The 13,898-nt window shown below is 66.5% G+C and carries 12 protein-coding genes and 1 pseudogene; 3 read left to right on the top strand and 10 right to left on the bottom strand.

Annotation, left to right across the window (positions count from 1 at the left end; translation table 11 throughout):
• Positions 1-18 precede the first annotated feature (18 nt).
• From ACP4E5_RS38330 to ACP4E5_RS38295, 8 genes are all read right to left on the bottom strand, one after another.
• On the bottom strand, positions 19-672 hold the full coding sequence (locus ACP4E5_RS38330; protein WP_425837310.1) for a hypothetical protein: 654 nt from the start codon (positions 670-672) through the stop codon (positions 19-21).
• A gap of 90 nt (positions 673-762) precedes the next feature.
• Positions 763-939 (bottom strand): hypothetical protein, encoded by a 177-nt coding sequence (locus ACP4E5_RS38325; RefSeq protein ID WP_425837307.1) that lies wholly within the window; start codon positions 937-939, stop codon positions 763-765.
• A complete protein-coding gene (locus ACP4E5_RS38320; RefSeq protein ID WP_425837304.1) occupies positions 936-2,564 on the bottom strand; it encodes a hypothetical protein in 1,629 nt (542 codons plus the stop codon). Before ACP4E5_RS38320 ends, ACP4E5_RS38325 begins: the two co-directional genes overlap by 4 nt.
• Positions 2,542-3,813, bottom strand: a complete 1,272-nt coding sequence (locus ACP4E5_RS38315; RefSeq protein ID WP_425837301.1) for a phage portal protein — start codon at positions 3,811-3,813, stop codon at positions 2,542-2,544. The genes ACP4E5_RS38320 and ACP4E5_RS38315 overlap by 23 nt, the downstream gene beginning before the upstream one ends.
• Positions 3,814-4,084: 271 nt before the next feature.
• Positions 4,085-5,797, bottom strand: coding sequence for a terminase (locus ACP4E5_RS38310; protein WP_425837298.1), 1,713 nt, complete (start codon positions 5,795-5,797; stop codon positions 4,085-4,087).
• A gap of 8 nt (positions 5,798-5,805) precedes the next feature.
• Positions 5,806-6,264, bottom strand: coding sequence for a phage terminase small subunit (locus ACP4E5_RS38305; protein ID WP_425837295.1), 459 nt, complete (start codon positions 6,262-6,264; stop codon positions 5,806-5,808).
• Between the two features lie 318 nt (positions 6,265-6,582).
• Entirely contained in the window at positions 6,583-7,179 is a 597-nt protein-coding gene (locus ACP4E5_RS38300) for a DNA primase (RefSeq protein WP_425837293.1), read from the bottom strand.
• A 275-nt stretch (positions 7,180-7,454) separates the two neighbouring features.
• Positions 7,455-7,712: a hypothetical protein gene (locus ACP4E5_RS38295; RefSeq protein ID WP_425837290.1), complete on the bottom strand. Its 258-nt coding sequence runs from the start codon at positions 7,710-7,712 to the stop codon at positions 7,455-7,457.
• Between the two features lie 389 nt (positions 7,713-8,101).
• On the opposite strand from ACP4E5_RS38295, the gene ACP4E5_RS38290 reads away from it, so the two are divergent.
• Positions 8,102-8,740 carry a DUF4352 domain-containing protein gene (locus ACP4E5_RS38290; protein WP_425837287.1) on the top strand — a complete coding sequence of 213 codons (639 nt, stop codon included), beginning with the start codon at positions 8,102-8,104 and terminating at the stop codon, positions 8,738-8,740.
• Between the two features lie 463 nt (positions 8,741-9,203).
• Complete coding sequence (locus tag ACP4E5_RS38285; RefSeq protein ID WP_425837285.1) at positions 9,204-9,695, top strand: hypothetical protein; 492 nt, start codon at positions 9,204-9,206, stop codon at positions 9,693-9,695.
• A gap of 462 nt (positions 9,696-10,157) precedes the next feature.
• On the opposite strand, the gene ACP4E5_RS38280 is transcribed toward ACP4E5_RS38285, so the two are convergent.
• On the bottom strand, positions 10,158-11,792 hold the full coding sequence (locus tag ACP4E5_RS38280) for a recombinase family protein (protein ID WP_425837282.1): 1,635 nt from the start codon (positions 11,790-11,792) through the stop codon (positions 10,158-10,160).
• Positions 11,793-11,809: 17 nt separating this feature from the next.
• Here ACP4E5_RS38280 and ACP4E5_RS38275 point away from each other — a divergent pair.
• Positions 11,810-12,586 (top strand): annotated as a pseudogene (locus ACP4E5_RS38275) (oxidoreductase); the annotation flags it as partial.
• Positions 12,587-12,651: 65 nt separating this feature from the next.
• Here ACP4E5_RS38275 and aztD read toward each other — a convergent pair.
• On the bottom strand, positions 12,652-13,851 hold the full coding sequence (gene aztD / locus ACP4E5_RS38270; protein WP_425837280.1) for a zinc metallochaperone AztD: 1,200 nt from the start codon (positions 13,849-13,851) through the stop codon (positions 12,652-12,654).
• Between the last annotated feature and the right edge of the window lie 47 nt (positions 13,852-13,898).

Here is a 13,898-nt window from a genome sequence, read left to right as displayed (position 1 = left end):
TCCTCCAAGAGGTGTCGGTTACTGCTTGCCGTGCTTCGCGCGGAAGCGCTCCGCACCGGACGCGACGGACGATGCGCTGTTGACGTCGCCCCCACGGTTTCCGCCGGAACGGTGCTGCGTGCTGGAGCCGCCGTTGCCCTGCTCGCCACCGGAGGCGGGGAACAGCGCCTTCAGCGCATCCGCACTCGCCTCCAGCTCCTCACGCGTGGTGCCCGTGATGAATGCGGCGTGCGCGGGCGTGAGCTCCTTCTCGCCGATCACCTTCAGCTTCAGGAGCTCCGCGGTCGCAGCCGCAGCCGTCGCGGCGTTGGTCGCGGCGAGCGCCGCAGCGTCGTCACGCTCCTTCTGGAGCCGCTCAGTCTCCGAGAGTTCGGAAGCCTGGTGCTTCTTCAGCTCCTCGTCAGCGGCGCGCAGGCGCTCCAGCTCCGTGGCGTCAGGCGCAGCCTTCGCGGCCGTCTCGTGCTTGCGGGCGTGGTGCTTCCAGTACGCCACCTGATGCTCCGGCGTCATGTCCGCCGTCGGGGTGTTGTCTGGGTAGCCGTGCTCGTTGACCGTCGGGGCTCCGCCACCACCTCCGCCGTTGCCAGCGTTCGGGTCGTCCTCGAAGAGGGTCCACGGTTCGGCAGCGAGCGTCAGAAGCGAATTGCGGCGTGCGAGAGTGCGTCGGGACATGCTGAGGTCTCCCCTGTCGGGATGGTCTGGAGCGCCCATGTCGGGCATGAAAAAGCGCCCCAGTTAGGGGCGCTGTCGGTAACGAAGGTGTCAGTCGTCAATCACGTCGACGTCTGGACGGTCGCCATACGCTTGCATGACACCGTCTTCTGCCGTGGTTGTCTCCGCCGGCGGGGCACTGCGTAGCTCTTCGTCGAGCCGCGCACGCGCAGAATCCGGGCCGCCCTCTGCGAGGAGCGCGGCGAGCTCTCGAAGCTTGTCGGTCACTCGTCCTCCTCGTCTGCGATCAGGCCAAGCCGGCGGAGGACCGCGCGGAATGCGTCCGCAACAGGTTCGAAGTCCTCTTCGCTCCATTGTCGCGGATAGCCCGACGTGAATCCAGCGATCAGCACAGCCCCACTGCCCGGATCCTGAGCGAGCTCCAGCTCCTCCCGCAGGAGGTCGTCGTCCGAAGCGGTAGCGATCCACTGTGCGTAGGAGCGGCCGAACATCTCAGCCGGCGACATGAGGTAGTCCAGATGCTCATGGTCAAGAACGAAGGACTCGACATCGTCTCCCCGCTGCACGCGCGCCCACTCGGAGCCGTCCGGCTGCGACCGCATGAACTTGAGTACCTGATAGGAGGCCGTTTGCTGGATGGCGTCCCACCACTCGTGGAGGATGCCGCCCTCTGCTGTCTCCGTCTCCGTGGCGAAAGCTTCAAGGCTGTCTCCCAGACCCTTGTGATCCAGGAAATGGCCAAGCTCATGCGCGGCCGTCATGTGAGGCCACGGCCCGTCGGGATTCAGAGACATACGGACGGAGTCTCCGCCTCGCGTGTGCACGTACGACCCCAGGTAGCCGTGGCGATGCTCGTCCACGAGGGGGATCTCCGGCATTTCACGGTCAACGGTGTGGACGGAGGCGATCACGTCCCTAACGTGCGCTAGTGCCTGCCCGTTCGGGGTGGACTCATCAACATCCGTGATGGAGCGGCCGAGTTGCTGCGGCGTCTCGATGTCGGGCTCCACGTCACGCGGGCGTTCCGGCGGGTCCGCGTCCTCGCCCCGGTGGGGTGGCGTGTGGTCCGGTCGGGCCCCATGGTCCCTGTCTGCAAGCTCGTCCGGGCCCGTGAAGTTCTGGCTCCGGTAGCTCAGGACAGGACCGATCTCTCCGTGATCCCGGGCAATGATGATCTTTCGGTAGTCGACCGCGCGGCCTCCGCGGTCACTCCTGCCGAGCGCGTCCTCCACGAGGTCGTGAATGCGCTCTAGGCGGTCCTCGTCGACGATCTGCCCCGGGTCGTAGTCGGCTGTGACCGTCTTGACGATGCAGTCGCATCCCGGGTGGATCGGCGCAAGATCCTTTTTGTGGTACCTCTGAGTGCTCGCGATCATGCAGAGCGCGCAGTCGTATTCGCCCTGAAGTACGCGGACGGTGTACTCGAACTTGGGGAGCTCGTCGGCGACTTCGCGAACCGTGTGCGTGCGGGCGAGTTGAAGATCCGTCTTCGCGAGCGTCTCCAGGCGGTTGCCTCCGCGCTCGACTGCCGCGTCCAAGGATTCGCCCCGGGAGAGCGCCGTCCAGACTTCTTTGAACGGACGCTCGTAGACGTCGACAGGATCCACGCCGCGCAGGGACTCCCCCGTCACGGCGTCCAGGTCCAGGCTCACGCGACGAGCGCGCGCGTCCACATCCTTGTAGAGCTGCTCCAGGTACGAGGCCGTGAGGTTCGCGACCTGGCGCTCACCCGCGAGGACCACGGGGAGCGCCTGACGCTGGAACCGGCGGACGTCGGCGTCACGGTAGGAGCCGAGCGAAGTCCACGAGCGACCGACTCTACCGAGCACGGTTGCCCAAATGCCTGCGACTGCTCCGCCGTACTGAGAATCAAGCCGCGATGGCGTTGTCATCCTCGCTCCGTCCGATCACGGTCCGCGGGTCGCGCTGCTCGCGAGCGTCGCGGGCGGCCTGGAGGGAAGCGGGTTGCTGGTCAGTCAGCGGTGCCGGCGTCGCGTTCATCTGGTCCGCAGCACGGTCAATCTCCATGCGGGAGATCTGCGCCGGCGTGTAGAGCATGTCTTCCATGCGCTGACGCCACGGCACGTCGGCCGCCTTCTTCTTCACGGCAGCGTCGGCGAGTTCGGAGATACTGCGCGACTCCGGGTCACGCCAGATCGTCTCCGCGTGGAACGCCTTCGACCGTGTCTCGTCGCCCAGGACGCGGAAAGCGATCCGCATCGTCTGCTCCCACGACTCACCGAAGTTGCGCTGACGGTCGCGGACCTTCGAGACGAGGCCAGTCTCCGCAGCCTTCAGAGCGTCGCCGGAGACGTTCACGACGGCACCGATCAGGTAGTGCGGCGGGGTCCTGCTGATCGCGGCGAGATCCTGCACCGCGGACTGCACGGCAGCGACGTACGGCTTCAAGTCAGTTGCCGCGAACTCGCCGAACTTCGTCTCGTGGTCGCCGCTCGTCCACAGGGACTTGATGTCCAGCTTGTACGGCTGGATCTTCTCCCCCGTGAGCGGATCCTCGTCGACCTCCAGGCCCGCGGCCCAACGCTGCCTGAAAGCTCCGTACTTCATCGCAGCAATGAGGTTGATCAACGAGAGGTTGATCCGGTTCTGAATCGTGAGAACGTCCTCGTGCTCTGCGAACCCGCTCAGTCGCCGATTCCTGCGGTTCGTGAAGACGCCGAAGGGGACAATCTCCAGCTCGTTGGATCGCTCGCCGTCGTCCTGGTTCGGGAGCGTGAACGCGTCCCAACCGCGAAGCGATGCAGCGCGGCCGGAGAACGTCGGGGCATCCGACTTCGTGACGAACTCGTGGATCCGCTCAGGGGTCCACAGTGTCGCGCGCGTGTTGCCTGTCCAGTCGTCGCGCCACAACTTCAGCCCCGCAGCGAGCTTCCGCCGGCTGCCCTGCTCGTGCTCTACGGCAACCTGACGAGGCGACTCATGCGTCAGGACCGGTCGGCCGTCGTCACCCTTCTCTACGAGGACGAACGCCCGACGCTGAGAGAGCGCGCCGTAGTGGACGAGGTCGGCGTCCGCATCGAGGCTGTTCTCCTGCCAGATGCGGTTGGCGTCATCGTCCGCGGCGCTCGCGCCTTCAGAGTCGTCGTCGGGCGCGCTGAAGCGGAAGCCGTCGACGTGCATGCGCTCGACAGGCGAGTCAATGACGAGCGACGTCCAGTTGGTGCGCGCGTCATGCATCCACTCGCGCGCCTCGCGCGGGTCGACACCTGGCACGCGAGGGAGCGGCGCGCGGTTCTCCGCGAAGGCCCGAAGGGTGTCGAGCCCCGGCTCCGTCTCGCCGTCAGCGTCGGTGGAGTCGGCCCGCTCGTCGAGCAGCTTCTTTCCAAGACGCTGGAGCCACCACCCGGGAGACTCCACCTTGTCAGCTTCGACAGGCATTCACGGACCTCCCTCAGAAGGCAACTAGACGATTGGACTTCTTCTTGCGCTTGGTGATGCCTGCGGCGACCGCATCGGCGCGGCACTCGTAGGCGAGTGCGGCCGACATGGCGGCGTCGATCTTCTTCGGGCTCTTCGCGTGTTCCTTGCCGATGCCCATGTGGTTGCGGCCCATCGGCCGACGCTTCGCGTTGAGCACGTGGCGGGAGAGCGTGGCGCCCAGCCGCGACCATGCCGACGAGTCGTCGTCAGCTTTCGCGGTGCCGGCAAAGGAGAGCGCCCTGTCGTCGACGGCTTCAACGAAGCGGTCTAGCGCGTGCTCCATGGCAGTCGGGCGGTTGGTCCACCACTCCAGCGGGCGCGCCTGCGTGGCGCTCACCTGGAGCCCTTCGCCGTGGTCGCGCGTCCAGGCGTCCACGTAGTCCTGCCAGTGCGGCGGGTCGCAGTAGAAGCCGGCGACCTCGTACCGGTCGAAGGCGCGGGCGACACAAGCGTCAACCGCTTCACGGTCCACCTGCCACCCGTCGCCCTCCGGGCCTTCCGGCTTCTCCCAGCATCCGAGGAGCTGTAGGTGCCCGTCAGTCACGCGACAGGCGGTGAGAGCCGTCGCGTCGTCGCGGATAGAGCCGTCGAAGCCGAGCGTTACGAGCTCGCCCGGGGCGATCTCCTCCGGACGTCGGCAGAGCTCCCACGCATCGGGTTCCATCCACGCATCGGAGGACGAGGTACGGGAGTTGAGGAAGTAGCGCTTGCCGTCCGCGGAGTCGTTACGCAGGTCGTAGAAGTCGTCGACGAGCGTGTCCTCGTCGATCCACTCCATAGCGTCGCCGTACGCGTCGCGGAGCGCCGCGCGGAGCTCGTCCTCGTTCTTCAAGTCTTTGCAGACGCCGTACCGGTGGTCGTACATCAGCCGCGCGCGACCGCGCTTCTTCTTACCCTCGCGGATCGCTTCCGCTTCCTCGTAGGTGCGCTCAGCGACGGAGTCTTGCCCGGGGGCGAACATCGTGGTCGTTTCCAGGTACCACGTGCCGGCACCCTTCTTCCTCTTGCGGAGGTTTCGGGTCACCGTCGCGTACATGCGCCGCAGTTCAGGCGTGTTGTAGAGGTGCGACTCGTCGAAGCAGACCCAAGTTTCCTTACCGCCGTCCTTCGACGAGGACGAGGCAGTCGACGGGGTGATTTCCCCGCCGTCGGGGAGATTGATCTTCGTAAGCCCGGGGTCGACTCCCGGGACTTGCGAGAGGGGCGACGCCTCGTCGGTCAGGTTGAAGTAGATGGTGTCGTAGACGTTGCCGGTCTGGCCTTCCTCCGTCGCCATGATGCGGAGGTAGGGGACGCGGACCGGGCGGCCCATCGGCTCACCGGGCTCGTAGACGTACTCGAAGCCGAAGCCCCACGGGTCGCGGTAGACCTCCCCGCCTTCAGCCCAGCCGGCGAACCGGGAAGGGCCGAGAGCTTCGAAGAGGCCGATACGGGCGCCTAGACCGCTCTTGTCGCAGCCCTTCGGGCGGCTGAAGAACGCGGAGTCGTAGAGCAGCTTGCCCGCACTGTCGTCGACCGCGTAGCAGTCCACGACGAAACCCGTGTACTCGTCGCCGTGGCGTACAGGCTCGCCCTGGACGTCGCCAGGGCCGTGCACGACGAAGTACTCCATCCATGCGACCGCCATCCACCCGAGAGAGCGGGAGCGGTCGTGACCGGGGGCGCGCACGGTGACGTGCGGCACGCGGTCTCCTAACCGGTCAGACGAGCGCGACGAGAGTTGATGTCGGCCACGTTGTCGGCACGCTGTACGGGCGCCTGCGGGCGTGTGGTGGGGTCGTCGACCTTCAGCTTCAGGCGAGCCCTGTCCTCCGGCGTAGCGCCGAACTTGGCGGCGCGGAGGCGCACTTCGGAGGCGAACTCCCATCGGCCTTTCGCCCACATCGTGTGATGCATGAGCGCGGTGTCGATCAGGAAGAGCCAGTCCGTGTCAGTGAAGGTCTGAGCCTGCGCGGAGGTGCGCCAGGAGTTCCACCAGAGCTGAGTCATGGCGTGCCACTCGACCGTGGCGCCGTCCTCTTCGCCGAGGACGCCCTCCGGCAGCTCAGGGCCGCGGAGCTCGTCGTCGGGGGTAATGACCGTCTCCGGGGCTGTGGCGTTGCGCCGGCGGCGCTTCGTGGGGTCCTTCGGGGCGGGACCACGTCCAGCCATCGGCGCTCCTTTCAACTAATTCGGTGAGATAGAAGTGATCAAGGCGACCGGCTGTTAACGTCATTGCCACTTCCATCCCTTCCGGGGGCACAGCCGGGGACCGGCCGCCATGGACGTCCGCCTCGCGCCTACTGGTGGGAGTGTGAGATGGAAGCAGTTGGTTGGGTCGCGGCAGCCCTCGTATTCATCGCGGGGGCAGCGGCCGTAGCCGCTAGCGCGTTGGATCAACTCCGCATGATTCTCGGGAAGTTCGCCAAGACGGTTCGCGCTCTTGACGAAGCCCGAGCGGAGGTCAGAAGGTTCCGGCGCCCTGGAGAGTCAGGGAGTCAGAGCAGCGACGACCGCGGACAAGTTCCCTAGCGCAGACGGGGTGTTGCCATGGCGGCGCCCCGTCATTGCGATGTAGCGGCCGGTCCCGTAGATCTCCACGGCCGTACCGTCGGGGCGCCGGATCTTCCGTCCATGGCGGACGTCAGCGCGACCCCAGATATGCAGTCCGTCGCCGGACGGGGACACCTCTACGTAGGTGGCGCCCGCGTCGCGAACGATGGCTGCGGCCCACGGAGCCAGACGGCCCGTGAGCGGGTTAAGACAGTGGTCAAGGTCGAGACAGACGATGTCGTCGACGTCCGAGAGGACGAAACCGAGACCGACACCCGCGGAGGACGATGACGCCTCCGCGTAGGTGCTCCAGGTACGCGAGTTGGTCGACGACGCAGCCATGCCGGCCGACGTCAACGGAACCTTCTTCGCGTCACGGCGGATCCACCTGTCGCGGGTCCGCAGCTCCTCGGGGAGCGGGTTACGCGCCTTCGCGCGCGACAGCGCCTTACGGCACCGGGGCGAGCACGTCTTGGCGTGGGCGCGCGCCATGATCGGCATCGCTCCCGTGCAGTGCTCGCAAGTCCTGGTCATGGGTCCATCCTAGATGCGGCCGGTCACACTTTCAAGCCTCTGACCAGGGAAGATGAAGGACGCTATGTGACCGAAGCCCTGTGTGCCCGCCTCCCGGATCGGGGTCCACGACAGGCCAACCGGCCGGCGTTCGGGCCTCCAGCGGGCGCGTGCGGACGCCTAGGCCACATCCCCCAGACCCGTACAGACAGCGGGGCCCAGCACCTCTTCGGTCTTCAAGGTGACCGATCGGGGGTCACCCCCCTGGGTTGATCTTGCTCGACGACCCGGCGGGGCTAGACGATCTTCGCTGTGAAGCCGGCGCGGGGCTCGCGACGTTCGCCGTCAGCGAGCTCGCCCCTGATCTCCAGGCGGCTCGGGACGAGCGTGATCGTCACCGTCGTCACTGATCGATCTCGATTCGAACCGACTTTGATCTTCGGAGCATTTGCGAGTCGACCAACATCAACGCCGTTGACTACGACGCGAGTCACCATGACTCCGTCCTCGCCCGTGTCGTCGCCCTCCTCCAGCACCACATGGGCACCTGCCATGCCTACTCCTCTAGTGCCGGGTGTGTGGGCATGGGCCGTGCCATACGCACGCGTGTGAGGGCGGCTGCTGTGCCGCCTTCACTGCTGCTCTTGTGCCTGTGATGCCACGTGCACAGGAGCCGCAGGTTCGAGTCTGTGTGGTCGTCTCCAGGCACGATGTGGTCCACATCAGTACCCGGCAAGGCGCACTGTGTGCCGTCGCTGTACAGGGCCACACAAACACCCTTGTCACGGCGGATGATGCGGCGTCTGATGCGGGGCCAGTCCTTCGGAAGGCGCTGCCTGCGCGTACTGCCTGCCCACGCCATCACGCCTCCTGCTCCACACGCATGCCTTACGCTTGCGCTTCATGCGGTCTGGGGAGGCCGCTGTTTCATGGGGGGGTTGCTATGAGCACCTGTATTCGCCGTGCCGGTTTACTGGCCGTTCCTGCCGTCCTCGTCGCCGTACTGACGGGATGCAGCGGGGAAGGGACCGGCGCGGAATCGAAGCCGGTAAAGGCCGACGTATCCGTTGAAGACATAGGCACGGCATCGCCGGCCGACGAACCGCCGTCCACCGCATCCGCCACGCCAAACGCCCCGGTCCTGAAGATCGGGGAAACGGGCACTTGGATCTACGCGCAAGCGGACGAGTACGGGGAGCCGTCCGACGTCACGACGAAGATGCAGACCACGGCCGTCAGCGCGAAGTACGTGACGCCGGCGCAGATCGACACGACCAACAAGCCCGAGCACGGGCAGTACGTCGAACTGACGTTGACGCTGAAGAACGTCGGCAAAGCTCCGGCTGACATCGCGTTCTACGGGATGACCTCGTGGGAGGACTCCAAGACGGCCGCGCAGGGCGCGTCCACGCTTGAAGGAGTCGGGGAAGGTCCCGAGCTCGACACCACGTACAAGCCGGGGCAGTCGCTCACAGGGAAGTTGATCCTTGACGTCAGCCGCAAGGGCGGCGAAGTCAGCTACTTCGGAGGCTCCGGGGGCGAGTCTCAGGCACCGTCGTTCACAGTCGAGTTGCCGAAGTAGCTACTCCTGAACGCAAACAGCCGGGAGAGTTCCTCCGCGGCGGGGCTGTGCGCTACCAGGGGAGCCCCGCTCCTCCCAGTGCCAGGTAGTGCAGTACGAGCGCTACCGCTGCACTTCCAGCCGCAGCCCCCGCCCCCCTCGCTGCGCCTACCATGGCGGCCCACGCGATTCGCTGCCTCTTCTTCTCCATGCTCGCCCCCTCAGCCTGTCGGATACCGCTGGATGCGGTAGCTCCCAACATGCCTCAGCCAACAGGGCCTCTGGACGGTTCGAGACGGCGTGCGCCACATTAGGACGGCAGAAGACAGATAGGGACACGTCCCGAGGGACGCCTCAGCGAAAGGCAGTAATGGGCAGCGCGGGCTTTCTGAGTAAGCCAGAGGGGCTAGACGGTCCACTCGCCGACCTGAATCAACGGCTACACCGTCTGCACGCCGAGGTGGGCGCCCCATCCCTCCGCTGGATGGAAGCCAAGCTCAAACACAGTGACCCGCCGCACTCTCGCAGCAAGATCCATGCCGCCTTCACGGGCACACGGCTACCGGACTGGGACCTCATCCAAGACCTTCTCCAGATCCTTGGGGACCGCCACAGAGTTCACACACCAGAGGAACTCCTACCGGCATGGGACGAGCTCTGGCAAGCAGCACGAACCAGAATAGAAGTTGCGCTTGAACGCGAGCGGTCCCAGCACGAATCCGCCACGTCGACCACGTCAGCGCAACCGCTGACGCTGCCCAGGACGCTCCAGAACGTCGGCGTCAACAAACACTGCAGCGTCTGCAACGCTTTCATGCCGCACCAACGCTTGAACAAGCAGGAGCAGGAGTACGTATTCAGCCTCACAGGGCGCACTGATGCCGACGCCTTGGCCGCCTGCGCCAACTGCCGCACCGTGCGGCACTACTTCAGCAGTGCCGCCATATACCCAGGCCCCGAGCGACTCGCTCTCTGAGACGACCGGGCCGCTCGACCGCGCTTCAACCCGGAGGAGAGTTCGGGGAGCGCAGGAGCGGCACCGGTCGTCGGTGGAGGAGAGCGGGAGCCGCGCCATTCGCCGGCGTCGCCACGTCCTCCCCTCCTACTAGTGTTATGTCGTAAGTGTTATACGCGGGGCGCTCACGGGCCGTCGGACAGACCTCGTCCAAACCAGCAAACTAACCCCTACTTTCACTTTCCCTCTAACGCGTAGGGGAGAAAGTAGAAGTAGGGGGTTAGTTTGCGTTTTTGGCACCCGGATTGACCACGTGTCGTACGTAGCGTGACGAGAACCCTCTCGGCGTCACTCGCCGTCACCATGCCCCGCACGCCGCGGACGAGGATGCCGCGCCGACGTCGCCCCGGAGGCCGATCCGACGAGTGAGGCGCCCCGCCAACTGCCCGCAAAGGCGCCTCAGTTCGTTATCGGTCTGTGACCTTAGAGTGTCTCCTGTTGGGCCACATCTTCGAGCGCGTCCTCCACCGGGTCGACGTGCTGCCCGACAAGGAAGCGCAGGCGCGTAGAAATGTCGGGGCGCCACCCCTTTGCCGGCAGTGCTTCGATGCGGACGCCGACGTCTCGCAGCAACTTGGCGCGCTTGTACCAGTCATCCGTGCCGCGCCAGACGTCACCCCATGTCTCGTCAAGCTCCACCACTTCCTGTCGCGGGGGGACGTAGGGGGCTGCCTGGAGCTCCTGCAAGCGTGTGGAGCGGCCTACGAGTTGCTTCTCCACGGCGTCGGCCGCGGGACCACTCAAGCGCCCCAGGCGGGTCGCTAGCTCGTCGACGGCGGCCCCAAGCTCCGCGATCTCGTCCCTGTGGTCGACGCCCGGCGTCGTGACCACCTGCGTGCGCCTGAACGGTCCGACGTTCTCCAGGAATTGGACGTCAAGCCACTTCAGCACCTCCGCACGGCGCATGCCCAGACCGGGAACGCCTTCCGGGTGGTGCTTCCCGTTGCAGCGGAAGGTTTCGACGCGCACGCCGGTTCTGACGCGGTTTCGTCCTTTGCCTTTCGTCTCCGACGTCCACGACTGGACCATGTTGCGCTGACAGATGCCGCACACCACGATGCCTAGAAGCTCGTGTCCGTCGCTGCGGGGCTTTCCCGCGAGGCCGTTCTCAAGCAGCTTCAACGCGTCTTTGAGCCGGTATGCCGTGTCGTTGTCGACGAGTGGTTCTGCTTGAAGTACCGGCGCCCCTTCGTCGTCACGGACGATAGAGCCGTCACGTTTCACGGTGTACCCGCGGTTGATCTCCGACAGGAGCATTTCGCGCACCACAGTGACATTCCATGTGCTGTTTTCGTCTTGCTCTCGCGGCGGAGTTGCGAGCCGCGCGCGGTGGTTGAAGGGGGTTATGGCCTCCATCTCCTCCAGCCATCGGAGGATTTCGGAGAAACCTTTACCCGAGATTGCCCGCGCGATCATCGACCGCCGGATATCCGATGTGCTCCGAGTCGGATCCTCCTTGTCGACGTGAAGGAACAGCCACCACCCTTCGTTGCCGTCTTCGAAGGTCTTTCTCCGCGGCTCCCATCCGTAGGGGACAGGCCCGCCGCCCCAGCGCCCGAGCGACTCCAGGTGCGCCGCAGCGCCCTGATTCCGCTCCATAATCGTCTGCCCTTCCATTTGGGCAGCGAACGCCAGGATGAGCATGATCAGTTCGGACATGGGCGACGCGAAGTCGAGCTCCAACATGTCCCCGCCGGGGCCCGACGCGAAGATGAGGCGCTTGCCGTGCTGCTTGGCGTAGCGGCCGAGATCTGCCATGTCCGCCATGGACCGCACTGCGCGGTCCATGCGCTGCCAGATGAGCACGTCCCACTCGTCGGGGCGGTCGAGCCAGTACGCTAGTTCCGGCCGCTCCCATGGCGTCGTCTTGAGCGCGGAGATATCGAGATCCGTCGCCCACCCGACGAATGAACCCCCCACTCGTTCCTGCGCGGCCGTGATCATGTCCTCTTGGACTTCAGGCGATGTAGTCGCGTCGGTGTAGCGGCTCAACCGCTTCGCCCCGACTACCCGCAGCCCTCCCCTGCGCGGACTATTCCGCGCTACTGCTGCTGTCATGGGTACAACGATACTTGGTAAGACCGGCACACGCGGGCCGAAAGGCCTCGACCGACCGGCCCTGGAAGGGCGGCGCGCCGGTGGGCCCGGACGCGTACGGCTGGGACGCCGTCGCCCCGAGCGCGGTGCCCTTCGACGAGAACCACCCGGTGCCGACCGAGCTGTCGGTCGAGGGCATCAAGGAGATCGTCCAGCAGTTCGTCGACGCCACCCGTCGCGCCCTCGACGCCGGTTTCCAGGTCATCGAGCTGCACGGCGCGCACGGCTACCTCATCGGCGAGTTCCTCTCCCCGCACTCCAACAAGCGCACCGACGAGTACGGCGGCTCCTACGAGAACCGCACCCGTTTCGCTCTTGAGGTCGTGGACGCGGTCCGCGCGGTGTGGCCCGAGGAACTGCCGCTGCTCTTCCGTATCTCCGCGACGGACTGGCTGGACGGCGAGGAGGGCTGGACCGCCGACGACACCGTCCGGTTCGCCGCCGAGCTGAAGGCCCACGGTGTGGACCTCATCGACGTGTCGACCGGCGGCAACGCGGCCGGCGTCCGCATCCCGGTCGGCCCCGGCTACCAGGTCCCCTTCGCGGCCCGCGTCCGTAACGAGGCCGGGGTCCCGGCCGCCGCGGTCGGCCTCATCACCGAGCCCGAGCAGGCCGAGAAGATCCTCGCCAACGGCGAGGCGGACGCGGTCCTCGTCGGCCGCGAGCTGCTCCGCGACCCGTCCTTCGCCCGCCACGCGGCGCGCGAGCTGGGCGCGGAGTCGCATGTGCCGGACCAGTACCACCGGTCCGTCTGAGCCAACGGCCGTACGCCCCCGTGGTCCGCGGATCACGGGGGGCGTACGCGTGTCCGCGCCCGTTGTCAGTGTCCGGCCACCACGCCGGACAGCTCGTTGGTGCTCTTCGGCAGCTTCACGGACGTGAGCTTCTTGCCGGTGTCCAGGTCGATGGCGTGCAGGGACTTCTCGCCGGGTTCGGACACGTACGCCGTGTGGTCGCGGACGAACAGGGTGGGCCGGGGCTGCTGCCAGTCCAGGGGTTCCCGCCAGTCGCCCACCGCGTCGATCCGCTTCTCGATCTTTCCGGTGGCCGGGTCGATGACGTGGATCCTCCCGTCGGTGCCCAGGACCAACGCCTCGCCGTGCGGCCCCCGGGCCAGTGAGCGGAAGGAGTAGCTGGTGCCCAGGTCGACCAGGCGGAGCCGCTTCTTCTCCGTGTCGACGAGGGAGACGCGGGTGGGGCGTTCCAGCTCGGCCTCCGCGTCGGTCTTGTAGTCGCCGAGGAGGACCGGGGAGGCGTCGCTTCCGGCCTGGTTGCCGATGCGGCCGTAGTCGTCCGGGGCGTCGATCTTCGTGAACTTCCCTTCCTTGTAGATCAGGATGCCGTCCTCGCAGCCGACACCGATCGCCTCGCCCTCGGCGGCGGCCTCGCCGTGCACGCCGGGGCACTTCTCGTTGCGCGCGATCTCCTTGTTGTCCTTGTCGAGGACGAGCACGCCGGTGCGTGTCTCCTTGTCGCCCAAGGTGCTGAGGAGTTCGCCGTTCTCCAGCTCGATGGCGACGCCGTGGTGGGCCTCGGCCGAGGTGTACTCGCGCCCCTTGGGCTTCGTGCCGCGGCCCAGGTCGGCGGGGTCGAAGACGTTGACCTCGCCGGTGCCGTCGGTGAAGAGGACAGTCTTGCCCGCGTGCCGGACGACGTGGCCCGGCTCGGAGCCCTGGTACGCGATGTCGGTGAGGCGCTGTCCGGCGGCGTCCAGGACGCGGAAGCCGCTGTCGGTGGAGACGACGACGTGGTCCTCGTCGCCCGCAGGGTTGAGCCGGTTGAAGCCGGGCAGGTCGATCGTCCTGCCGGGCTTCAGGTTCTTGCCGTCGAGTATGTAGAGGCCGCCGTCGAAGCCGGCGACGAGCGGGTCCTCGACCTTGGCGGCGGGTGTGGCGCGCTCGGCCCTGGACGCGCTCCTGGTGTCGTCCTCGCTCCCGCAGGCGGTCAGCGCGGTGGCGAGCGCGAGGGCGAAGGCCGTTCCTCCGAGGGCTCTCCTGCGGGGTGTCGGGGTCGTGTTCACTTGTGTTCCTTCCTGTTGGGCGTCATGGGGCGTCGTTGGGCGTTGTC

It is taken from the genome of Streptomyces fractus (genome assembly GCF_049844455.1).
Taxonomy (GTDB): domain Bacteria; phylum Actinomycetota; class Actinomycetes; order Streptomycetales; family Streptomycetaceae; genus Streptomyces; species Streptomyces fractus.
This window is presented reverse-complemented; position numbering and strand designations above follow the sequence as displayed.

Excerpts from the sequence above, each read along its gene's own strand:
- ACP4E5_RS38315 (WP_425837301.1), bottom strand. The coding sequence starts at position 3,813 with ATGCACGTCGACGGCTTCCGCTTCAGCGCGCCCGACGACGACTCTGAA.
- ACP4E5_RS38300 (WP_425837293.1), bottom strand. The coding sequence starts at position 7,179 with ATGACCAGGACTTGCGAGCACTGCACGGGAGCGATGCCGATCATGGCG.
- ACP4E5_RS38290 (WP_425837287.1), top strand. The coding sequence starts at position 8,102 with ATGAGCACCTGTATTCGCCGTGCCGGTTTACTGGCCGTTCCTGCCGTC.
- ACP4E5_RS38295 (WP_425837290.1), bottom strand. The coding sequence starts at position 7,712 with ATGGCAGGTGCCCATGTGGTGCTGGAGGAGGGCGACGACACGGGCGAG.
- ACP4E5_RS38320 (WP_425837304.1), bottom strand. The coding sequence starts at position 2,564 with ATGACAACGCCATCGCGGCTTGATTCTCAGTACGGCGGAGCAGTCGCA.
- ACP4E5_RS38280 (WP_425837282.1), bottom strand. The coding sequence starts at position 11,792 with ATGACAGCAGCAGTAGCGCGGAATAGTCCGCGCAGGGGAGGGCTGCGG.
- ACP4E5_RS38305 (WP_425837295.1), bottom strand. The coding sequence starts at position 6,264 with ATGGCTGGACGTGGTCCCGCCCCGAAGGACCCCACGAAGCGCCGCCGG.
- ACP4E5_RS38285 (WP_425837285.1), top strand. The coding sequence starts at position 9,204 with ATGGAAGCCAAGCTCAAACACAGTGACCCGCCGCACTCTCGCAGCAAG.
- ACP4E5_RS38330 (WP_425837310.1), bottom strand. The coding sequence starts at position 672 with ATGTCCCGACGCACTCTCGCACGCCGCAATTCGCTTCTGACGCTCGCT.